This is a genomic window from Pseudomonas sp. PSPC2-3 (assembly GCF_049898265.1).
Lineage (GTDB): Bacteria > Pseudomonadota > Gammaproteobacteria > Pseudomonadales > Pseudomonadaceae > Aquipseudomonas > Aquipseudomonas veronii.
Genome location: NZ_JAFCXJ010000009.1, coordinates 273,587 through 297,409, shown reverse-complemented (window position 1 = coordinate 297,409; position 23,823 = coordinate 273,587). Strand labels below are relative to the sequence as shown.

The 23,823-nt window shown below is 53.6% G+C and carries 13 protein-coding genes and 1 pseudogene; 3 read left to right on the top strand and 11 right to left on the bottom strand.

Annotated elements, in window-relative coordinates; translation table 11 throughout:
- The first annotated feature begins 50 nt into the window (after positions 1-50).
- On the top strand, positions 51-1,082 hold the full coding sequence (locus ACP7E3_RS22055; RefSeq protein ID WP_058410001.1) for a helix-turn-helix transcriptional regulator: 1,032 nt from the start codon (positions 51-53) through the stop codon (positions 1,080-1,082).
- A 425-nt stretch (positions 1,083-1,507) separates the two neighbouring features.
- On the opposite strand, the gene ACP7E3_RS22050 is transcribed toward ACP7E3_RS22055, so the two are convergent.
- The 3 genes from ACP7E3_RS22050 to ACP7E3_RS22040 form a co-directional block, all read right to left on the bottom strand.
- On the bottom strand, positions 1,508-3,196 hold the full coding sequence (locus ACP7E3_RS22050; protein ID WP_426124368.1) for a nuclease domain-containing protein: 1,689 nt from the start codon (positions 3,194-3,196) through the stop codon (positions 1,508-1,510).
- 3 nt (positions 3,197-3,199) lie between these two features.
- Positions 3,200-5,464, bottom strand: a complete 2,265-nt coding sequence (locus tag ACP7E3_RS22045) for an McrB family protein (protein WP_426124366.1) — start codon at positions 5,462-5,464, stop codon at positions 3,200-3,202.
- 202 nt (positions 5,465-5,666) lie between these two features.
- The gene (locus ACP7E3_RS22040) at positions 5,667-5,942 is read right to left on the bottom strand and encodes a hypothetical protein (protein ID WP_426124364.1); all 276 of its coding nucleotides are present in this window, start codon (positions 5,940-5,942) and stop codon (positions 5,667-5,669) included.
- Positions 5,943-6,044: 102 nt separating this feature from the next.
- On the opposite strand from ACP7E3_RS22040, the pseudogene ACP7E3_RS22035 reads away from it, so the two are divergent.
- Both ACP7E3_RS22035 and ACP7E3_RS22030 read left to right on the top strand, forming a co-directional pair.
- Positions 6,045-6,656: pseudogene (locus ACP7E3_RS22035) on the top strand (helix-turn-helix transcriptional regulator); the annotation flags it as partial.
- Between the two features lie 115 nt (positions 6,657-6,771).
- Positions 6,772-7,852, top strand: a protein-coding gene (locus ACP7E3_RS22030; protein WP_426124423.1) for an IS3 family transposase whose coding sequence is annotated in 2 segments (ribosomal slippage) — positions 6,772-6,971 and positions 6,970-7,852 — 1,083 coding nt in all. Because the reading frame shifts where the segments join, the coding sequence is not laid out codon by codon here.
- A gap of 348 nt (positions 7,853-8,200) precedes the next feature.
- Here the strand turns inward: ACP7E3_RS22030 and ACP7E3_RS22025 are convergent.
- From ACP7E3_RS22025 to zorA1, 8 genes are all read right to left on the bottom strand, one after another.
- Complete coding sequence (locus tag ACP7E3_RS22025) at positions 8,201-8,644, bottom strand: M48 family metallopeptidase (protein WP_426124362.1); 444 nt, start codon at positions 8,642-8,644, stop codon at positions 8,201-8,203.
- A gap of 184 nt (positions 8,645-8,828) precedes the next feature.
- Positions 8,829-12,068, bottom strand: coding sequence for a type I restriction endonuclease subunit R (locus ACP7E3_RS22020; protein WP_426124360.1), 3,240 nt, complete (start codon positions 12,066-12,068; stop codon positions 8,829-8,831).
- Between the two features lie 4 nt (positions 12,069-12,072).
- Entirely contained in the window at positions 12,073-13,488 is a 1,416-nt protein-coding gene (locus tag ACP7E3_RS22015) for a restriction endonuclease subunit S (RefSeq protein WP_426124358.1), read from the bottom strand.
- Positions 13,478-15,061, bottom strand: coding sequence for an N-6 DNA methylase (locus ACP7E3_RS22010; protein ID WP_426124356.1), 1,584 nt, complete (start codon positions 15,059-15,061; stop codon positions 13,478-13,480). Before ACP7E3_RS22010 ends, ACP7E3_RS22015 begins: the two co-directional genes overlap by 11 nt.
- 417 nt (positions 15,062-15,478) lie before the next feature.
- The gene (gene zorD, locus ACP7E3_RS22005) at positions 15,479-18,727 is read right to left on the bottom strand and encodes a type I Zorya anti-phage system protein ZorD (protein WP_426124354.1); all 3,249 of its coding nucleotides are present in this window, start codon (positions 18,725-18,727) and stop codon (positions 15,479-15,481) included.
- On the bottom strand, positions 18,727-20,352 hold the full coding sequence (zorC, locus tag ACP7E3_RS22000; RefSeq protein WP_426124352.1) for a type I Zorya anti-phage system protein ZorC: 1,626 nt from the start codon (positions 20,350-20,352) through the stop codon (positions 18,727-18,729). Before zorC ends, zorD begins: the two co-directional genes overlap by 1 nt.
- Entirely contained in the window at positions 20,349-21,092 is a 744-nt protein-coding gene (gene zorB1 / locus ACP7E3_RS21995; RefSeq protein ID WP_426124350.1) for a type I Zorya anti-phage system protein ZorB1, read from the bottom strand. The genes zorC and zorB1 overlap by 4 nt, the downstream gene beginning before the upstream one ends.
- Before the next feature lie 13 nt (positions 21,093-21,105).
- The gene (zorA1, locus tag ACP7E3_RS21990) at positions 21,106-23,298 is read right to left on the bottom strand and encodes a type I Zorya anti-phage system protein ZorA1 (RefSeq protein WP_426124348.1); all 2,193 of its coding nucleotides are present in this window, start codon (positions 23,296-23,298) and stop codon (positions 21,106-21,108) included.
- Between the last annotated feature and the right edge of the window lie 525 nt (positions 23,299-23,823).

The window sequence follows — 23,823 nt, the reverse complement described above, 5'->3', positions numbered from 1 at the left end:
GCAAATCCGCTAGCCACAGGCCAGCTTCAATATTACAAGGATGATTTCTCTTGCCATCAGCCAAGACCCATACCGCGTTGAGTCGTCAATGGGAGTTGTTGCAACAGCTTCCCAAACGCGCCCCTGGTATCACAGTGAGTGAGCTGCTGACCCGCCTGACGACCGCAGGCTACTCCATCAGCCGCCGCAGCATCGAGCGCGACCTGCGTGACCTGTCCCTGGTGTTTCCGTTGCAGTGCAACGATGGAGGAACGCCCTTCGGTTGGTATTGGAAGCCGGGCGTGAGCGTCGAGTTGCAGGGCATCACCTTGACTGAAGCCGTAAGTCTGGCGCTGGTCGAAGATGCCGTGCGCCCGCTCCTTCCGGGCAGCATGTTGAGCGTGCTGGAACCGCGTTTCGAACATGCCCGGCAAAAACTCAAAGGCCTCGAAGACGGCAACCCCGCTGCCCGCTGGCCCGACAAAGTGGCGAGCGTTCGACCGGATTTCAATCTTCGAGCGCCGGAAATCCAGGCAGAAACGCTGGAAGCACTGCAACACGCCCTGATCAGCGAACAGCAAGTCCATTGTCAGTACTATTCGGCACACACCGACAAACTCAGTGAACTGACTCTCAACCCCCTGGCGATTGTCCAGCGTGGGCTGATCACCTATCTCATCGCCACCGCTGCGCCCTATACCGATGTCCGTCAGTTCGCGGTGCATCGCTTTCGCGCGGTAACGGTACTCGAAACTCCGTGCCAAGGGCTGGAGACGTTCGAACTGCAAACCTACCTGGCCACCGACGCCTTGCAGTTTGGCAAACCGGAGAAGATCCGGCTCAAGGCCTGGGTGAGCGAACACCAGGCAAGGATGATTCGTGAAACGCCCTTGAGCACGGACATGGTGCTGGAGGCGCTGTCGGATGGTTTTCAGGTGCAGGCGACCGTCAACAATACCTGGCAGCTGCACTGGTGGATTTTGTCTTTGGGTGATTCGTTGGTCGTGCAGGAACCGTCGCAGTTGCGCCAGCAGATGGGAGACACATTGCGGCGCGCGGCTGCAGCGTATGGCCATGAGGAAGGCAAGGCGAGCCTGGTGTAATTCGCCAGGAGGTCCTGGCGGATCAATGCACCTTGCCTGTTCTAGCGAAACGGTCGCGCCAGCCTGGCCTTGAAGATTTCCAGCCGGGTAGCCGGCCGGACATCCAATGCGCTGTGTCGGCATGAAGGGCAGTTGGAAAACCAGTCGATCCCCTCACGCAGGGCATCGCTGAGTGGCACCGTTGTTTTATGCCAGTGACATTGGGAGCAAGTGAATGTGAAGGGATGGGGCGGCCAAGGCATAGAGATAACCTTCCAGTTGTAGAGCATATGGCGTCGTCGACGCTGCACTGCGTCAGGCCGAATGACCGGCGCGTTTGTCCAGTTCCTGTTTCATCTCAGTGTATTCACGGAAGAACTCGTAGCCCTTTTTCATAACGACGATGACGCCAATAACAGCGAACAGATTTTTCATGCTGCGGTCCCTTATGGTTGCCTGACTAAAGCGGTTCGGAACGGTGTGAACCCTTCGTCCTGCTGATGAGGCGAGCCTGTAGGAGCCGCGCGACAAGACGTGTCGTGACCGGAGGATCCATCGGCGGAAAGCGCCGCTGATTCTGAATCTGTGCAGCCCGGCACAAAGGGTTTTAACACCGCTTGCAATCCATTGTGTTCAACGCTCAACACCGCGACGCCAACACCATGGGCTTCCTGGTATGTCAGCGTCTCCAACAACGGAGCACCTCCCGCGCGAGGCACCAGCAATATCGATAAATCCGGTTTGCGGCCCTTCCAGCGCAAGCAATCCCGGTACAAGTGCGCAGACACCATGCCCTCCAGCACCCACCTGCGCTCAACCCGGTACTTGGCGTCCATCACAATGAACGAGTTCCCCGCCGGGCTTTCCACGGTGACCACAATGTCGGGGTAGCGCTTCCCGGAAATGCTGGAGAAGCCGTGGCTGGCTGGCTGATCGAACGCTGGGCAGCGTACCTGTAGCAAGACATTGACCTGTACGTCGGAACTCCTTCCTTCACAGCGCACGACGTCCATGCGTGAGTCGGGCCAAAGATCATGCCACTGCAAGTCGGGATAGATCGACTTCATGATGGCCACCACCTGGAGGTAGCACCAACGCTCGTATATTTCCCACGTCGGACTGATCCACAAGCGCTCTCCCTCGCGACTGCCGTCAATGCCAGGACGCAGCACGTACCAACCATGACGATAAGCCCGAGCGTAAGCGGGATGAGCGGAAATAGCGTTAAGCCCGGCAGCGGAAATTCGAGGCTGACGCAGGGAGCAGAACGGTTCAGTGCGTTGAATCCTGCGAAGGTCACTGTACAAGCCTTCGAGGAACTCAATCCGCCGCCCAAGCCGAGGGGCCAACGCGGAGCGAGCCCCCGTGTCGCCCTCCCCATCAATGATCTTTTGCAAGGCAGCAATGACGTAACGACTGCGTCGCAGGGCTTTACCAAGGACAACGGCTAACGCCTGATTGGCCGGATTATCCAGGTCTTCAAACACAGTGGGCACATCAAAGTACAGCCCCTCAGAGCCGGCACTGGCCTGTTCGGGATTACGGAGCAACGCCGTCGCCGCCGGGTCCTGCAAGGCACGTCGCAGGGTCTGGCGATCAATACGGCGCAATTGGTGCGTTGGCCGTAAGGTGCGCTCCCGGTGCAACTGTGTCAGCGGCTTGCGCAAGACTTCGATAAACGCCGACAACAACGCCGGACCATAACGTTTCAGCCGGGCATATTGCAGGTGCGGGTTGCTGGTTCGACCTTCATGACCCACCTCCAACTGGGCGTATTCGTTGCCCAGCAGCAAACGTGTATCGAAGGCGAGAAGCTCGTCGAGCATCGCGGCAAACGAAACCTCGCCGAGCTTGTTTTGATCGGGAGCCACATCAAAGTGGTAGCTCGCTACGACTTTGCCGCTGGTATCAACCAACTCAGCGATGACTTTGCCCGCATAGAAACCCGGCTCCCATCGCCACGCGTCAAATGCCTCATGGCGCACGCGCTCCAACGGCTCATCATCAACGAACAGACGCGACTCGGGGACAATCTCGAAATAATAAGTGCCGCTCTCCGTGAACCCCGAAACCAACGCTTCGGGGCTGACCGTGAAAGTGCTGCCTTGTTTATTAATGCATCGGATAATCGCCATGTTTCAGCGCCAGAACCGGGCGGAACCCAGAGCGCGCAAATCATCCTGCAACTCGCCGACTTTAGTTGCCGAATCCGCCAGTTTCATATCCCGCAACAAGGTACGGCTGTCTGCGAAGGCCGCCTGAATCCGAGGTGTGTCTTCCCCGCGCAGCTTGGGCAGGACTTTGGCGTAGATGGCTTGATCCAGTGCCGCATCAAAGTCAATCACACCGCCGCGCTTGGCCTGCTCGATGTAGCCAATAACATCGTGGACAGTCCGCCAGCCGAAATGCTGACGTGCCGGGCGCAGGGCCTTGACCAGCCCCTTGAGCGTGTCACGGACCTTGGTAATTTGCGCCTCAGGTAAAGCACTGGTCTTCCAGCCGGGGAACGCTTCAACATCGATGTCCCAGAATTCGATCACTGCCGCCCGGTCGAGCACCTTGTCGCTCAGGCCATGTGTCGTTTCATCCATATTCACGGTGCCAATGATCACTAGGTTACTCGGGTACGCGATGGTCGGAGGCACGCCGCTGATGTCATTGCCCTGAGCATGGAGGTCAATGTGGCCACCTGTCTCCATGGCTGAAAGCAATGGAGCCAAATATTGCTCCGGGTGCGACAGGTTCATTTCGTCGAGCACGACCGTGTACGGACGCTCGGAGTCGGCACTGGCCCTGATCAGGAAATCGACAAATGCCGTGCGTACGTAGCTCTCGTTACTCAATGGATTGACGTAACCCAGCAGGCAGGAGGGATCATGCCAGCCTGGCTGGACGGGGACTGTAAGCAAGCCCTCAGCCGGATTGGTCTGCCCCTCGTGCAAAGCAAGCGCATATCCCCGAGCCAGTACAGTCTTTCCGGCGCCGCTGAGACCGGTGAGTAGGGCGAAGTGACGGCGCGGATGGCTCCAGAGTCCGGCGTCAAGCCGAGCAACCAGGCTGATCGGAAAGACGATATCCGCGGGAAAACTACGCTGGATGGTTTCCAGCGACGGTCGCTCGAACGGCGCAGATTGTTCACTGGATGCCGCCACGCTGGTTGAAACGATTCCGGCGTCTGGAGTCAGTGATTGGGGCTCCCAGTGGATTTGCGCTGCCCAGGTTTCACCGAACTCGGTCAGGTACAGCAGTTTGTCTGCACGGGTTTCAACCAATTGCAGGGCACGCAGCCAAAAGGTCAGACTGGTCAATGCTCGATCGCTGGTCCACCCGGGGTTTACCTTTCTCAACGCGTCATTCAATGCGCTGACGGATATTGGGCCGCTGCGCAATGCATAGAGCATGTGATCAAACCCGAGAACGCGGGTCAGCAACCAGTCCGAAACTTCATCAGGCTCGCCAGAATCCAGCAGTCCCTCACCTCGCGGTGTCAGATGGATTTCGTCGCCTTGGGCCCGCAGAACACCCCATTCCGCAATCAGTGAATTGAGTTGTGTTCGGATACTCGAAGTCGCGTGGCTTGGGTTGATCGAGCGCATGTGCTCTACCAAGTCTTCCCGCTTGCATCCCTCTTTGGCGAACTCAATGATGGCCCTGATGGTCGCGATACCACCACCAATGGCGAGCATGCCGCGACGTCGGCGCTCAGCAGGTAAAGGATTCAAGCGTTCCTGGCCCGTAACGGGGTCAGCGATTTCCGTGACCTCGGTTTCCTGCTCCTTCACGAATTTCATGTAGAGCAGCCAAGGCAGAGTCATGCGCTCCAGCGTCGGTATTGATAGTCCTTGTTCTTGCGCCCCCAAAGCCTCGTCCAGGCGCTCAAGCACAGTCCGATGCAACGAAAGCCCACGCTCCTTGCTTCCTACACCAATCAGCGACGCCAAAGTACGCAACTTCGGGTAATGAGCGATGGTTGTCAGTTCAGTCGGGCACAACGCTGCAAAAAGACGATACTTTTTAAGCCTCGGATTGCGTCCCACAAGAGGAGGAGCAACACGTTGATTCACCTCGCGCCAGCCTTCCGCGAGTACCTGATCATAAAGCTGAACACCCCCCGATTTAAGCGATGCACGAATACTCCAAAGGTATTCGGCGACGCTAGGATCGGCGATCACCTTTGCCACATTGACCGTGCCCATCCCCGTTCTTGTAATGACTTCACTTTCCCACAACTGCTCTTGAAACTCGGTACTACAAAACTCTTCCTGATCAGCGTCTTGTACTTTAAGAAGGAACTCCGACAGCTTTTTCAGCCAGCTCTGATACCAGGGCAGTTCACGATTGTGAGCCAATACCGCCTCACAGGCTGCCTTCAGATTTACGTTATCCTTCAGATCTACCGCCACCGGTCATGCCCCTTATTGTTGAGTCGGGCCACCGCGCCCAATATCGTCTCTGCTAACTATTTGCATGCGAAGTTACACCACCTCTCAGGAGAATCCAGCCAGTGACACTGGCTCCTGGCCCATCACCAAGCTTGGGCTACTCCTGACGACCGTATTGGAGCCAAATCACGGGGCCTTGCACCAAGGCCCTCGTGCCTCACACCTAAGGCAGCAAAGCCTGCAGAATCTCCACCTTGCGCTGCAACTGCTCCACATGAGCCTTCTCCGCCCGAAGCGCCGATTTCAACTCGCGATTCTCTTCGGCGTGCCAGCTCAGCCACTGCTGGCGCTCCTTCGTGGTCGCATGCCAATGCTCGAGCAATCTCCAGGCTTTGTTAGTCTGCAGATACTGCACCAAAAGCATCAGCAGGATCATCAACAGCATCAGCATCGCTACCGACGCCGTCCAATCCCAACCATCCATAAACATGTCCCTCATGTCGTCAACTCCAAACTTGCCAGAGTCACGATATGTAGCGTTAAGCGACACGTCTAGAATGTAGACTTATACAGGTAAAGTATTCACTCACATGGAGGCGACATGAAACGCAAGCAAACCATCGAGCAGGTCCGTTGGGACCTCGCCCTTCGCTACCGACTGATCGAAACCGTCGCATGGTGGGAAGGCCGGCTGACAACGGTGCACTTGATGCAGAGCTTCGGCATCAGCCGTCAGCAGGCATCCAAGGACATCAACACCTACATCACCGAGCATGCGCCCAAAAACCTTACATATGATCGACAGATCAAGGGTTACGTGCCGAGCAAACAGTTCAAGCCTCTGTTCATCGACGACAGTGCCAGCGCTTACCTGCACCTCCTTTACCAGAACAATGCCCGAGCGCCTCACGTCGAGGGGCTGGCGTTGGCCTACGCCCATACCAAAGTGTTGGAGGTGCCTGATCGCTCGATCAAGGCTGAGATACTTCGCCCCCTGCTCAAGGCTTGCCGGGAGCATCTGCGCCTGGACATCGACTACGTTTCACTGAACAGCCCCAAGCCTGAAGGGCGAACCATCGCGCCGCATACGCTGGTCTACACAGGCATGCGCTGGCATGTGCGTGCCTACTGCGAAAAAAACCGCGAGTACCGGGACTTTGTATTGAGCCGATTACGCGGTGCCCCTGAGTTGATGGACGGTGAAACCGAGAATGTGGACTGCCCCCGGCATCGTAGACATCTCCAGCCTATGCTTTGAGCATAGGAGGAAGTTTATGAGCACCCAACGATTCACGCCGTAATTCAAGGCAGAAGCCGTCAGGCAAGTCATTGAACGCGGATACTCCGTTGCGGAAACAGCCGAGCGCCCCGGCGTTTCGACCCACAGCCTCTACAAATGGGTCCAAGCCGTGACGCCTGACAAAACCGAGAAACAGGCCAGCGAGTTGCTCGAAGCTAAAAGCGAGATTTTGCGGCTGCGAGCCCAAATGCGACGCTTGGAAGAAGAGCGCGACATATTAAAAAAGCAGCGCGGTACTTCGCCAGGGAACCCGAGTGAAATACCGCTTTATGAACGAGCATCGGCATCAATACGCGATCACTACGCTGTGCCGGGTTTTGCAAGTTGCTCGTGCCGGGTTCTATCAATGGCTACACAAGCCTGTTTCTGACCGCGAAAAAGAGAATGGTCGGCTGTTAGGGCTGATCCGCGACTCCTATGCGGCCAGTCGAGGTGTGTATGGCGCACGGCGGGTGTTTGCTGACTTGCGCGAGGCTGGAGAAAGTTGCGGCAAGCACCGTGTCGCGGCACTGATGCGCACCAATAAAATCAAGGCGCTCAGAGGCTATAAAGCCCCGCGCGCAATCAAAGGCAGACCATCGATCATTGCCCCCAATCGACTTAACCGGGCCTTCACTGTCGATGCCCCTAATAAGGCTTGGGTGACCGATATCACTTACATCCGAACGTGGCAGGGATGGCTATATCTGGCTGTCGTACTGGATCTCTACGCTCGCAAGGTGGTCGGCTGGTCAATGAAGCCAACGCTAGGCAAGGAGCTGGCGCTGGACGCGCTGCTCATGGCGGTATGGCGCCGTAAACCCAAAACCAGAGTCATCGTGCATTCGGACCAGGGTAGCCAATATGGTAGCGATGACTGGAAACGTTTTTGTCTGGCCAACCACCTTGAGCCGAGTATGAGCCGCCGAGGAAACTGCTGGGACAATGCCGTGGCTGAGTCTTTTTTCAGTAGCCTGAAAAAAGAACGCATCCGCAAGAGGATCTACAAAACCCGGGACATGGCCCGTGCCGACGTATTCGATTACATTGAGGCGTTTTACAACCGAACGCGTCGTCACAGTCACCTGGGCGGCGTCAGTCCTGAAGCCTTTGAAAGTGCCTCACTTTGAGGCTGGAAAATGTCTACGGGAGCGGGGGTAGTCCAGCCCTTGGCTAATGCCAGGGCAGCCCCCCCTCTCAGTCACTTTTTTTTTGCATTGATCGCTATTACTCAGCGTCGGCTACTGCCGATACCGTCGCCGCCATCACCAAAGGCCTTGGTGGTCGACTTCCACAGATAACTGGCTCTGCGAAAAACGTGGACTGTCTTTCCGGTTTATAAAGATCCAAGAAATAAGAAGGATTGGAAGTGCTTTCGCTGACGGCTGTAGAGCGCTTCTGTGAGGGTTTGAACAGCCTCACTCTTTTCAAACCTCAGCCGCCAGCGGCAACTCATTCAACTCGGCGCGGGCCTCGCGCTAGGTTGGAAAATGCTCCCCGAGGATCGCAATAAAGCGTTCATTGTGGGTGGGTTCAAGCAGGTGAATCATTTCGTGGACGATCACGTACTCAAGCAAGTCTTTCGGCTTTTTCACTAGGGCTACTCGCGCTTTCGCCTGCTGATTCCACAGGCTCGCCTCGCGACTCTCAGTTTTCGACGTATTTAGCGCGTTTTCACACAGCCTGGGTCGAAAGGGGTTTCGGCACGCTACTTCAGCAAGGATGACAGCGACTTGTTCAAGGGCGTAAACATCGACACAGTGGCCAGCTACCCCTATATGGAGTAGCTGCGTATTAAGATCCCTGCCCCGCGCATTCTGCGAGTCGAAGAACTGGAAGGCTTCCGACACATCGTTCAAGGCCACCACCACGACCTGATACTTTTTTAGGAAGAAGTCGATAACCGAGGCTATCAAGCGCATAGGTCGTTAAAAACATTAGATGCTTCGCTGGCAAAAACCTCTGTGGCTAGGCAAATCGACTGCGTGACAAAAAATCAGTAGAGAAAACCTGTCGAGCCAGCGGATATGGCTCAACAGGTTTATGATTAGTCCCAAATTAACAAGCAGTATCTTTTGTTTGTTGTAAACCTGCTGTTTATCAGCATTAATCCGCCTTCAGGTACTTCTTGAAATTCTCAGCTTGCTCAAAAATCTCCTTGTACACCTCATCCCTGTCCACCGGTGGGTAGCCAAATTTGGCTAGCACCAGAATCAGGTCCACCTTCAGTTCAGCTTTGATATCATCGCGCTGGTTCCAGTCGGTATATTTAGCTTTGTCGTCCACCACGCCCTTCACAGATTTAGCCAGCTCCAGCAGCTTTTCATCTGGATAGCTAAAGTCGTATTTGACAGCAAGTTGCTGGAGAATGTCATAGAAAGCTTTCTCAGCCAGGTCTATACCCAAGTCAGCGAAAGACTCCTTCTCCTTTTTTAGGGCCTGGATCAGATCGATAATTTCATCGGAAAAATCCTCCAGTACCTTACTTACTAGTACGTCATCTTCCTTACGCTCATTGTAGTGATCGACTAGCTTGCGGAACTTTTTGGCAAAATCCACCCCCTTCGTTTTATTGATCTTTCTGAAGTCATCAATGGCTTGGGCGAGTAGCCTTTGCAGTAGCTTAATCCTGGTGTTTGGAAGTTTTATCTTTTCGATTTTGGCTAGGTAGTCATCATCGAAAATATCCATCGCTACAGAGTCGACATCCCCCAATTTGAAGATTTCCTCTACCCCATCAGCTTTGAGAGCCTCAGCGATCATTTCCCGTACTCGGGCGTTCATCTGAGCGATGTCCGGCGCGTCACCTTTGGTCAGTTTGAAAACGATGGAGCGCACCGCCAAATAGAAGTGAATTAGATCCCGTTCGGTTTGGTGGATAGACTCTGATCCGCAGCAGATGTCGTAGGCAGCCTTAAGGCGCTTCACCAGTGCCATAAACCGTTTTTCGATCTTGTCTGTGATCTGCACGAACTCAGCAGCCATATTGAGGCAAGTGAGTTGTTCAAGCGGGCCACCATCGAAGTAAGGCTTGGTATCAAACTTGTAGAACATCTTGCCAAGCAGGTCGAGGTGGTCTTTCACAACAATCACCGATTGGGCGATTTCCTCTATATTCTGCTGATCAGCTTTGTTGTAATGAGCAAGGGCAAGGTTCATCTGTTTTTTGATGCCAATGTAGTCCACCACCAGTCCTTTCTCTTTGCCCTCGAATTTGCGGTTTACTCGCGAAATGGTCTGGATCAAGTTGTGACGCTGTATGGGCTTGTCGATATAGATACTATCCAAAAACGGCACATCAAAGCCGGTAAGCCACATATCCACAACAATGGCGATCTTAAAATTTGACTTGGCGTTTTTGAATTGCCGGTCCAGCTCTTTGCGATACTCCTGTGTGCCCAGCATCTCGTAGAGCTCTTTTTCGTCATCCTTGCCGCGGGTCATAATCATCTTGATCCGCTCCATCGGCTTGAGCTCTTTTCTTTCCTGTTCGCTCAGGTGGGCGCCTTCCTCAGCGATCAGCACCTCGTTCCACTGAGGACGCAAAGACACCACCTGCTGCCAGAAGTCGTAGGCAATCTCGCGGCTGCTGCATACGAACATGGCCTTACCTTTAATCGTAGCGCCTTCTTCAATGCGCTTTTCGTAATGATGCACAAAATCGATGGACAGGGCCTTAATGCGGTCCGGGTCACCGAGAATAGCGTTCATTTTGGCACTGGCCTTTTTGCTCTCCTCTACTTGGTAGTCACTGGCCCCCTGCTCCTCGCACTTGGCATAGTAACCCTCAATCTCCTTCAGCTTGTCGTTATCTAAAATTACCTTGGCTGCCCGGCCTTCGTAAACGATGCGCACGGTAATCTCGTCCTTCACCGATTCGGTCATGGTGTAGCTGTCCACCACCTCACCAAATACATCCAAGGTTGCGTCAATGGGGGTACCAGTAAATCCCACATAGGTAGCGTTGGGCAAAGAGTCATGCAGGTACTTGGCAAAGCCAAAGGTGCGCTTGACGCCACTTTCAGTTACTCGCACCTTCTGGTCCAAATTGACCTGGCTGCGGTGGGCTTCGTCACTGATACAGATCACATTGCTGCGTCCAGTGAGCAGTTCGGTGTCTTCGGTGAACTTGTGGATGGTGGTTAGAAATACACCACCGCTGTTGCGACCTTTCAGCAGTTCGCGCAGGTGCGCCCTGTTTTCCACACTGACCACGGTATTGTCGCCGACGTAACCTTTCGCGTTAGTAAACTGAACCGAAAGCTGGTCGTCTAGATCGGTGCGATCGGTAACTAGCACAATAGTGGGGCTGGCAAACTCCACGCTTTTCATCAATAAGCGCGTCAGAAACAACATGGTAAAGCTCTTACCACAGCCGGTAGCACCAAAGTAGGTACCACCCTTGCCATCTCCTTCCGGCTTGCGATGCCTGAGAATGTTCTGATACAGCTTGTTGGCGGCGTAAAACTGGGGGTATCGGCAGACAATCTTGGATCCGGCCTTCGAGACATCCGGAAAATAGATAAAGTGGCGGATTACTTCCCGCAGACGGGCCTTGTCAAATAGGCCTTGAATCATCGTATGCAGCGCATTGATGCCGTCCTGACTAATATCCTCGTTGCCGGTAACCTTGCGCCAGGTGTAGTAGAAGTCATATGGGGCAAACAGTGAGCCCATGCGAGAATTCACCCCATCACTGATAATGCACAGTGCGTTGTACTTCATCAGCTCAGGAATGTCGCGGGCGTACCGAGTAGTCAGCTGCTTCCAGGCATCATAAATGGTGGAGTTTTCGCGGATGGCACTCTTGAACTCAAACACCACCAGCGGCAAGCCATTGATATAAAGTATGGCATCGGGGATGCGCTTCTCTTTACCCTCGATCTCCAACTGATTCACTAGACGGTAGATATTATCGTCGCGATAGGGGGGCACCTGCTCCGCTATCACTGTATCCCCTTCGTTCTCACCAGGGATACACTGCTCCAGTGGGTCCGAATAGTCGATCAGCTGAATATACAGATCTTTCTGGCTGCGATGCTTGCGATCTACTAAAGGCTCTCGCTTTAACAGCAGGCCATCGGCCACCAGTTTATGAATGGCTTTGTTGCTGTCATACAGGTCGGCGGCTGGCAGCTTGTCCAGGCGGCCAATCACTACTTCAATTTCAGCGGCTGTAATGGCATCCCCGGCGTATCGTTTGGCCAGAAAAGTTCGCAAGTCGTCCTTCAACAACGCCTCAGTGGGGTAGCGCTCCAGGCTGCCGCCAGAGTGGTGCGGATAGCCCTGATGTTCTAGCAGGGCAATAATTGCCTGTTCAAGTTTATCTTCCGTGAACTTGGTCATGTTACTAGATCACCTCAGCGAGCTGTTGTTCGAATTCGGGGACCTGGATTTGGCCGGAGAGGAGCTTGGGCAAAAGGGAGTCCCGAACCTTGATTAGTGAAGAAATTTCTTGCTCGGTTTTGTCAACGCTTTGCAGCATTGGCCCTGCGTACTTATCAAAGGCAAGTACCGCCTCCAAGCCTGGAGTAAGAACTTTAACTTTTTGCAACTCAGACTGCCTAATACCTACCACTGTTGTTCCCGTAGAACGATTTTTCATGTCGCTCTTGGCCACGGACGTATTTAACCAAAAATACAAATAGCTTCCAGATATAAATTCCGGATTTGCCCGAATAGCAAATAGCCGTTGACTTAAAACATACTCCACAGAAGATGAGAAGAGAAATAGCTCACCCATTGGGGCTTCTGATGTTAAAGCCACATCTCCAATTTTAAGAGGCTCCTTCATCCATTTTTTATAAAGCTCTTTGTCGACATACTTAATTGCATCTTCTCGAATTATCTTTCCGTCTTTTACGTTTTTTGCGGAGATAGCAGGATACCCCGAATCACTCCACTTTCCGCCCATTTTAGTTGGAGTCTTACCTCTATGATCGATTATCAGAGAGATAACTTTAGCCAACTTTTCACTCCCCCACCCCTCTGGCAGCCAGCCCATGTCCTCATCAAATACAAAGCTGGCGGGAAAGATCTGCCGAATCTCCGCTGGTAGGGGCTGGTGCAGGGCGCCTAGGGCTGCGCGACGCTGAGCTTTGGCTTGCAACTCGTCGGGGATTCGGTTGCCGGAGGCGAAAGCGTTGTCGATCACAGGATCAAAATCCACAAACCAGCTTTTAAACAGCGCCTGCGTCATGGATTCCAACGTGGTGTTGATCTGGCGGTTGAGTTCAATTTTATCGTCGAGGGCGCCGAGAACATTTGCAATTCTTCTTTGTTCTTCGTAAGCGGGAATAAAGCAACTATAAGAGTGAATTCTACTCGGCGATGTGTGTTTAACCGTCGTACCTGTAGCTGATCCAACAACCCAAGACCGGTACCCGTGGGTTCGAAGTAAATAATTAATAAACTCGGGATGACAAGCGTGCGTAGTTTTAAACTTAAGCAATCCTATTCGCTGATTATGCAGCCAAACAATACCATCATCTGGAATAGACGCCGCCAAACCTAAGGTGTCAGCCTGTTTGCTTAGGTCGGTCATGGTTACAATAATGTCACCAGGCTGGAGAATGTATTCTTCTGACACAGGCCCATCATAGTATTTAGGTTTTGGTTTTTTAAACCCTCCACCTATTGAAAAATTTCCGGGGGTGACGCATACGGTTTTGGTGGGTTTATCCGTGAAATGTTCTCCTTTGAACGCAAACCCGTGTTTTACGTTGAACAATTCCCCAAGAGTAACTTCTTTCCACTCACGCCCCATAACCCAATTCCTCCAGGCTCCGCTTTATCGCCACATCCAGCTTTTCCGAATCGGCCATCTGCTGATAAAGGGTTTGGCTCAGCTCGCGCATTTTTTCTTCGAAAACTTCGCCGTCGTCTTCTACATCAGCGGCGCCTGTATAGCGGCCGGGGGTCAATACATAGTCATGGGCTTTGATGTCGTCCAAGGTGGCACCTTTGCAGAAGCCGGGCACATCTTCGTAGTTGCCATCCTTCGCCTCACCCCGCCAGGCGTGGTAGGTGCGGGCTATTTCCGCGATGTCACCGGATGAGAGTTCTTTGTGGGTGCGGTCGATCATTCTGCCCATATTGCAGGCGTTGATAAACAAAGTTTCGCCCTGGCGATTGCGGTGGTTGCTTTCAATATGGCCGGGGGTGACTGCGGCCTTTTTGTTTTTGGTGAGAAACCATAGACAGACGGGAATCTGGGTCGTGTAGAACAGCTGTCCCGGTAAGGAGATCATGCAGTCCACAAGATCGTTCTCGATAATTTTTTTGCGAATCTCGCCCTCACCCTTTGTGTTGGTACTCATGGCACCATTGGCCAGCACAAAGCCCGCTACGCCGTTTTCGGACAGCTTACTGATCATATGCAGTATCCAGGCGTAGTTGGCGTTGCCGGTAGGCGGTACCTCGTAACCGGCCCAGCGTGGATCGTCGGTCAGTTCGTCCGGGCCACGCCACTCTTTCAAGTTGAATGGCGGGTTGGCCATGATGAAGTCGGCTTTCAGATCCGGGTGCTGATCCTTAAAAAAGGTATCGGCGGGCACTTCTCCCAGGTTGGTGGCAATGCCGCGAATGGCTAAGTTCATTTTCGCCAGCTTGTAGGTAGTGCTGGTCTGCTCTTGGCCATAGATTGAGATGTCTTTTTTGTTGCCCTCGTGGTTTTCCACAAACTTTACGGACTGCACAAACATGCCGCCGCTACCGCAGCATGGGTCATAGATCTTGCCCTGATAGGGTTCGATCATTTCGGCTATCAGATTGACCACGCATTTGGGTGTGTAGAACTCTCCTCCTCCCTTGCCCTCGGTAGCAGCAAAGTGGCCAAGGAAATACTCATACACCCGACCCACAACATCATTTTCTTTATCAGTGACGGTATCAATGTTGTTGATGGAGTCGATCAGCGCCGCGAGCTTACTGACATCAAGCCCTAGACGGGAAAAGTAGTTATCCGGCAGAGCGCCACGCAGGGATTTGTTATTCTTCTCTACAGTATGTAGCGCCGTATCGATCTTGACCGCAATATCATCCTGCTTTGCGTTTTTGGCGATGTAGTCCCAACGGGATTCGGTCGGTAGGTAGAACACGTTTTTCATGGTGTAAAACTCCACCATACCCACGTAATCGCCCTGGCCTTCGTTGATTAGTTCCTGCTTGCGCTGCTCGAATTTGTCGCTGATGAATTTAAGGAAAATCATCGACAGCACGACGTGCTTGTATTCTGAGGATTCAACACTCCCACGAAGCCTGTCGGCCGTATCCCAGAGGGATTGCTCGAAGGATTTAACAGACTTATTGCTTTCTTTTTCGGATGGCTGCTTTGCCATAATGCGGTGATCCTTTTCGTTGGCAGTGCCGTGCGGCGGCGATTAAGCGTTCTGGCTAGAACTCAGCCGTCTTGTACAGGCCTTTTATAACTGGGTATTTTGCCGGACTTGGCTCCGGATGTCGCTCTACTACCCTCAACAACAAAGCCGTTAGCGCCTTCTTCCCGACACCGAGCCAGTTCAAGGTGTTGGTATCGGGTGGGCGGCAGACTCGGATGCCGCGCACAGTAAGCCGCTTAGCTTTCGGCGCCAATACTGGACGTGTGCACAGGTAAGTAATCCGCTCACATGCTGCCAGCACTATGCCGCCAGCCAAGTGCCACTTCGCTGGTTTGTGCCTATTTGCAAACCTGAGCATGAACTTACCTGTACCCATTATTGACATATCGCCCAGCACTGGCTTCCAGCAAGTCGGGCTCAGCGTGCGTTCAGCAACGCATCAAAATCCGCAGCCTGAATATCCGAAGCCCCGCTCAACATGTCCCGCGCCAACGCTCGCCGCTTACTCAGCAACTCATCCAGCGTCGCTTCAAAGGTCGGCATCTGCGCATCCCGAACCGTCGGGTAGTACACATGCACATCCTTCTCCTGCCCAATCCGATAAGCTCTATCCGTCGCTTGATCTTCCTTGGCCGGGTTCCAGCAACGAGTGAAATGAATGACGTGGTTGGCCGCCTGCACGTTCACCCCAAACCCGACTGCGATCGTCGACAGAATGATGACTGCGAAACCGGGTTGCTCCTGAAATTGGTCAATCAGCTTTTGTCTGCTATTGGCACTCTGGCTGCTGGTACTGGTATCGCCGTTGATGACGGTCGCCCGAAACCCGAAATGTTCCTGGATTGAGTGCTGCAACTCCCGCTGAATATCACGCAATTCGGTAAAGACGATAACCTTGTCACCGTTCCCAGCTTTTTTGATCGACTCAAGCGTCTGCAGTAACCACTGCAGCTTCGGCGAGTTGTCGCGCAGTCGCTTGTCCGGCTGAACGCTGTAAGGATGGGCGCAAATGAGCTTGAGCTTGTGCAGCAACCCGAGCATGCCGGAAGTCTTTTGATCAAGCTGTTCTTCGATCTGCTGCTTCTGGCTGTACGCGGATATTTCGGACAGGTACAGATTGCGTTGCAAGACATGCATGCTAAGTGAACGGCATGCTGTGTCTTCGATTTTGGCAGGTAGATCCTTGGCAATATCCTGCTTGGTACGGCGCAAAGTCTGCGGATCGATAAGCCCTCGAAGGCGCTCCAGGGCAACCGTATCACGCTCCAACGCGGCTTCGATTGGACGCTGATACTCGCGACCGAACTGGTTCAAACCGCCCAGAAAACCTGGCTGAATGAAGTCGAAGAGGCACCAGAGATCTATCAGGGTGTTCTCGACAGGCGTACCGGTGCACGCCACTCGAAATCTCGCAGGAATGGCTTTAATCGCCTGAGTTACCAGTGCCGCGGGGTTCTTCAGTTTCTGCGCTTCATCGCACACGACGATCGACCACTGCTGGCGCGCCAAGGAAAACTCCTGATCACGAAGTGTCTCGTAAGTCGTCAGGACGATTCGGGCGCCGCCCATCCAGCCCGGGCGCAGAAGATTCTTGATGCCCTTGGCTTTCAAGTCAGCAGGGATTTCTTCCTTCTTGAACTTCACTGCATTCAAGGCCGAGCCATATAGCTTCAGCACTGGTAGCGCATCAGCGGAAAAGAACCGGTGAAGCTCTCGCTCCCAGTTATCGAGCAACGAAACCGGGGCGACAATCAGTGTTGGCTTGTCCTCTGGGTACTGTTCCAGGTACCAGACCAGGAAGGTGAGTAACTGGATCGTTTTTCCAAGCCCCATATCATCAGCGAGCAAGCAACCTGACACGTCCGAGGGGGACAAGCAGAATAAATGCTGCAACCACGCAACGCCTTGAAGCTGGTGCTCACGCAAGACGACTTCAGGCTTGAGCAGATTGGGCAACTCAGGCGTTGCGTCTAAAGCGGCGCGTAAGGCTGCCTGACGAATTTGAACATAGGTCGGTTCGTCAATGTTGTGGCCGATTTGCAGTACGGCGCGACCAACCTTTTCCTGTTGATGGACCAGGCCGGTCTCGACAGGGGCGATCTTCTTGGACCAGGCATCAAACAGTTGCTCGGCGGCGGCAATCGACAGCGGTGTTTCGGACTCTGGCAAACAGACCGTTTCATCACCGGCAGCGCGAGCTTCGTCCAGCCGCTGTTCAAACTCTTCAAATTGAGCACGGTCGGATGGGTCCCAACGCCCAAGAATTTCTGCGTCAATGCCCAGCGCCGCCACATCCTTCGGCAACCAGTTCTCTGTCGCCTCTTTGACGAGGAAAGGAGAAGTAATTCTTTCCGCTTCCCCGATGCCCGTCACACGGTCGCCATAAAGAGACAGGTCCAGGACTGAGTCGAACTCAATACCGGCCGCTTCGTTTTGCCAACGCTTAAGCAGGTCGCTGATACCTGCCAACTGGCGCAAATCAAAATCGCTGAGTTCCAGCTCATAGCCCTGCCAGAAACCAGCTGGCATTCCAGAGGCCAATTTCAGTTGCAATTCATGCACGAACGGCGCGAGTTCATAAGCCGCATTGAATTCAACTTCGATGGGCGGCTGTGGGGTTGGCGAAATTGGTTCGAGCGTCAGGGTTACATGCTCAATGTGCTGTCCCGCTTCATCCAGCTTGGGCTCCAGATGAAAGCGGTGAAAGAAAATTCCAGCCTCAGCCAGGTCGTCTTCATAGGTCCCGGCATCCAGAACTAGCGCGGCGCTGTCGCCGAGTGCGCTGTACGGGTTGCGGACAAATGAAAGCGCTTCGTCGCCCGCGACCCGACGCCCGGGCAGCGAGCGCACGTAGTCCAATACAGATTTGACTTCGGGATCAATCAGGACGTGTGTCAGCGATCCATCATCACCGGTCACCCGATATAGATCCTGAACCTGATGGGCACCGTCGAAACTCACAAGCCAATTTGCCGGCTGGCCGTCGAAGGTTGGTTGCAGTTCGATGACCGGTGTATTACCTACTGTCGACTTGCGCGGGTTGAGCCGTAGGCTTTCAGGTTTGATAACGACGGTCTTATCCAGGAAACCATCCATACCGGCACCTGCGTTGCGTGCCAACTTCCTGATGCTGGCCCAGCCGATCTGGTTGGTTACTTCACCCGGCTCATTTTGTTGAGCCAGATAAAGTTGGCGCACCGCACCGGTCAGTTTCCAGGAAGACTCAGGCAGAATTTCCATTGTCCCGTGGTACTGAACGATGGCGCCCGTACGTTGCACCTGCACATTTGCGTTGGTCTTGGTATCACGCCATCCACTGACAGCGACCTTGAAGTCGTCGGAGGCAAGACTGCCTTGGCTGCTCAGTTGAGGGATGAGGGTTGTCACTGGCGGCACCCCCAAAAGCGGCAGACTTGTTAAGTGCTCTGGCTCATCAAGAAGCCGATAAAGCTCATCCCACGTCAACAGCCAGCGATCGCTGAGTTGGGAGACGAACTCCTCTTCTTCCAACTGATCCAGATAACTTGCCAGCGGCCAGGAATCTGCGTTTTCCGCCAGGCTCAAGGGGTAACAAATGCCCTGTTCCTCGATGGAAAAAACAGGTGCAGCGTTTTCTGCTGCGGTATTCGGCTGCAGGCCAAAGCCTTTAAGGAAACGCTTGAGCATTACTGCCTCCAGAACCTGAGCGGCTGCTGATTCTCGGGCTTGAAGCCCAGTCGCCGGAGAGCGATGACGGCAGCCTGATCATCTTCTTCCAGTTGAATATGGATTGCGCCGCCTTGTGCGCGATGGTCATACAATTTGTGTTTAACTGACTTGATGGCGTCACGGACCTGGTGGTCGAACGACAGTAGTCTAAGCGTGGCAGTCTCCACGACTTGGCTGTGTGTACCACTACCCAACTTCCCTAGCTTTTCATCGAACTTGCTCAGCCAACCCTCGATGCGGTCTGGGCGGCTAGGCGCAGGTGAATGAGTCATCCATTCCACCGTTCGATGGCGCTGCTTGAGTTCCTTGAGATCAAGCTGAGTTTGGTCTGGGTTAAACGGCGAATCGTCCGCTTTATACACAAAGCAGGCATTACCAGTTCCCGAAAACTCCACGAAAAAGTAGTCCCCAATCTGCATGACTACGGCATTGTTGTGTCCAGGACCGCCCACCAACTTGCTCAAGCGCCCTCTGTTCTTCTCACGGAAATGGACAAAGTCCCGCCCACGGTCATGCCAGGCATCCGAGCCCATGACAATGCGGGTATAGCTCATCTGGTTGGCATATCTTAGCCAGTAATACAAACGCGACTGATCAACCTCGGAGTCGCCCTTCAACAGGTTGAAGAAGTGCTCCAGATCTTCCTTCGCGAACCATGCCACGACCATCGCACAGACGTCTTTTTCAACGTACTGCAGCCAGCTGTTTTGCCTGGAGCGAATCTGAGGGCTGCCCCAATTGTCGAGTGCAACCTGCTTAAGCAGTGACGACGGCTTTTCTCGATAAGCTGCTACGTGATAGCGCGACAGACATGCACTCAGAATGTCGTTCATATAACGCGGGTGCTGCCGGCCGATATCGACAAGGTCGGCTAAGCTCTCAGAAAACTCGGCGTCATCCAACACGAAAATACGAGAGATTAGTACGTTAAAGATCCTTCGCCACAGCCAACTGCTGTCAGGGATCTGCGCAATCGTCTGCAACGCTGAAAGGTCGCTGATTTCACCCTTGAACATCTGGTCGCCCAGCCTGGCACCTGCCTGTTCGGAAAAAAGCTCCTGATGCTGCTGGACGATATGCACCCATTCCTTCTCGCGCTTTTGCTGACCTCTGACGCATTCGAAGCCAAGCTGAACGTCTGCCCGCAACACACACCAATTGGCGTTCTGATCAGGCGTGGCGGCCTCGTACCCAAAGTAGCTAAAGCACAGCGCCAACCAATCTCGGCGGCTCAGTCTCCGTTTTTCAATGCGGTGATGGATTTCTTTATGCACTCGGTCAAAAAGCTGGTCATCGTCCAGTATCGGTCCGACTCGCTCACTCTTGTCCGAGAGACCGGCGAAAACCAAGCGCCATTCAGAGGCATTGAGCGGAAGTACATTGCGGAATTTGCTTATCGCTGCACGGCGCTTTTCCTGAGGGGGTGGCAAAGCCTTTTCAGCGCGCTCGAATCGTTCGTAAAGATCAGCTCCCGCAGCACCCAGACGGGGAAATCGCGCTAACGGCTCAGGCGCGGGCCCTGTTCGATGTGTGGAAAGACTCAGGTTTATAGCGGCGGAAAGCCTCGCGATTGGGCTAGTCATCGGCTCATCGCCAACTGACACTTTTCCATATCGGTGCTATTGAACACCGGTACCTCTGGCTTGAGGTTGTCCTCCTTTTCCTTCAAGCCAAAGAACTGCATGCGCAACTCCACTCGCCGGCTTTCTTCTTTGGTGTCCTTTGCATTGTTGAACGACACACCGCCCGCCAGGAAAATCGATCTGATTTGCTGTTGGTGCTCCGGCGACAATCCGACTTGGAGCGGGCTGCGGCTATCGAGCAGGCTGCACATCACCCACTCTGAACGCTGCAGTGAAAGGTGCAGGTTATAAAGATAAGAGCCGTCGGTGTCTGTCGATCCCTCGATCACAACCTGTTTGAACCATTTTCGGCCTTCTTCACTGTTAGCCGCGTCCAGAATCATCGGCACAACCTCCTGAAGTGCCGACTGGCCATCGTTGCTCAGCGCGTACTGGTTATGCCCAAATCGGCCAGCATCGCCGAAGCTAATCCGATTGTCCTTACAGTCCACAACGATGGTTTTACTGGCAGTCTTCGCCTTAAGGCTCAGGTGCTCGCAGATCTGACTGATGTCCCTATTACGTTGCTTCTCTCCTTGCTCCGCTTGGTTAATACGCTGCGTCACAGAACTCAAAGCCGCCACCATGACCACCAGAAATAGAATCATCATCGCAGTCATCAAATCAGCGAAGGAGATCCAGAACGGCTTCTCTCCCTCGTCTTTTGAACGGACAACCGAAGGCATTTGCTTACCAAACATCGACTAGCCTCCGTTACTGCCTGATTCGTTCCATGATGTCGCCGAAGTCATCAATGCTTTCCTTGACCCCTTCTACGCCACCAGCCAGGAGCTTGACTACTTTGTCGAGCTCGGTGTCCAGGCTACCCAAGGTCTGTCTCAAGGTCCGATCCATGCCATCACCGAACTCTTTGAAACCATTGCCTAGCACACCACTGATACTGTCCAGGTACTCGTTCACTTCACGATTAAGCGCCTGCATCCGCTCGCTTTGGACCTTGAGGTCCTGGAGATACTGGCTACGGCCGCTCGCCTCCCCTTGAGCACTCGCAACAAGCCCTTCGACAACAGCAAGCGTTTTCGCCACCGTTTCTCGATTGCCGCGGTAGTCCGCCACCACGGCGTTCAATTCACGTGACGCCTGCGCAAGTTCAGTGCCTGCGCCCTGGACGGTTCCCATCAGGCCTGCAGTCGACTCACTGGCTCGTGCAACACTTTGTCCGGCCGTTTCGAACCGCTCAGCCGCCGCCCGCATCTTGTCTGCGCCTAGCTGCATGCTCTGCAAATGCTGCTCCGTTTGGGCACTCAATGCCTTAACGGTGTCTTGTGCAGACTTCTGTTGTTCAGATACTGTTTGCAGCAACGCCTTGACCTGCTCGTCAAGGCCGCCCACCAGATCTCGGGTGTCTTGATGCAGGTCAGCCTGTGCAGCGCGAGTGGATTGGTCCATCTGCTGCTGCCCATTCTCCAATTGCTTGAAGACTGCCGAGAGCTGCTCACCGAGCACCTCAACGGAACCCGCAATTTTCGCCATGGTTTCCTGCTGACCTTGGCCGATGTTCTGCTTGATCGACTCAACAAAAGCCTGGAGATTCTCAGCCATTGCCTGTTGGCGCGCCTCGCTTTGAGCAAACAACTTCTCCAATTGCTCGGCCATTCGAGCACCTGCCCCCTCCCCTTCGTTACCGATACGGGCAACCGAGGCCTGGAGATTGGCGAGCATCTCGTTCATCCCCGCTTGCATGGTGTTCTGTCCGGCCTGCATATCGGAGAGTAACTGGGCAATCATGGTCGAGCTGTTTTGAGTCGATGACTCGCTAGCCGATCGCATATCTTGGATCAGCGTCGAAAAGCCTTGCTGCATCGACTGCATGGCGGAAACGGACTGCCCCATGAGTTCGTGCAGGCCATTGAACTGTTGGCCGAACGTACCTTCCAGCTTGTTCATGAAGGCAACTAGAACATCCTGGAGAAGGTTTTGTACTTGCCCTGACTGATCGCCACTGGCGGCCTGTACCGCACCCGCAATAGCTTCAAGAGGGGATTTGAGACTGTTCTCAATTGCACTGCTTACCTGATCGGCCAACAGCTGCCCAGAGTCACGGTAAGTGGTTGATAAGGTATCCGCTAATTTGAGGCTCTCGCGGACTTGGGTATCAACCAGGTTCTGCAGCATTTCCCGCAGATCTGTTACCAGGCTGTCCTTTAGCTGGCGGGTTTGCACGGAGCTTTCAGCACTTGAGCGCACGAGCTCCGCCAGATATTCCTCACCGACACCGCTGTCGAAAAGCCCGTCGATGGTCTCGTTGAACGCCTCAAGGAGCCTATAGCATTGCCCTAGACGCCACTTCTCAGTAATCGTGACTGCTATAGAAGCCATAATTGAAATAAAGGAGCCGATGAACGCAAACAACACGTCCTTGAGCAGCTTATCGACGCTGGCATTTACCTGCTCAGGGGTGCTTGGATCAAAATGCTGTAGGCCTAGCATCAAGCCGAAGAAGGTTCCGACAATACCGATGCCGGTCAAAATACCGGGCAGGTGTTTATAGAACTCGGTTCCCAGCGGGGTATCGACCACGCTTTGAGGTGAGAAAAAATGTGCCGCTCCGGCGGTGGCGCGCGACCGGACAAGAACCTGTTCGCCTTCTTGAAACTCAAACTGGTCGTGCAGCGTTTCAGCGTACTCGTGCCAGGAGTGCTCTAGCTTGCTTCCATTGAACAGTCGCTCCAATTCAGAGCGCCGTTGAGACGGGGCGAGCGCTTTCACACCCTGCGCGCGTTTAGTCAGACTTTTCAGCTGACTGCTAAGTTTGAAGGATCTACAAAAATAACGGACAAAGTACCAAGCGCATAAAATGAAAACGAAGCCAACTACCATTTTTGGTGCGATCAGCTGCTCGGAGCTTGCTGCCCCCCAAAGATGCAACAGCGTCGAAAAATCCATACTTTCCGCCTTCAATTTAGCAATTTTTTGATGTTCGGGACGCCTGCAACACCCACATTGATGCGTCAATCGCCAATCCCGCTGGCGATCGATGACAACACCTTGCTCGGCACGCGTTTTTCAGGGCACAACAAATTCGGAAAGGAAGGGCGGTAGTTTCACTACGGCTAATCAGAAACCTTCCGTGGACGAATGTTATAAAATAATGTCCTTATGCCAGCACCTTAGCCTGAGCCTTGACCGTCGTAAAGCTGGACACGATCAATGGATCCCTGATCTGAGAGATCCGATAGGCTTATCGGGTGTGTGCTCTTCGACTACTGTACAAAGACACCAAATCCCCTCCAGCCCCTCTGCGATTTGATCAGTGTCAAAAACTTTGATTCTGCCCACCAATTCATCATTGAAAGACGTCCACAGACGTCTTTTTTTCACCTTAAATCCAACAAAATCAAATCCTTATAGCCTATCAGTACCCCTAGACATCCGACCCACCCCACATTACCGGGCACTCCAAATGGTACC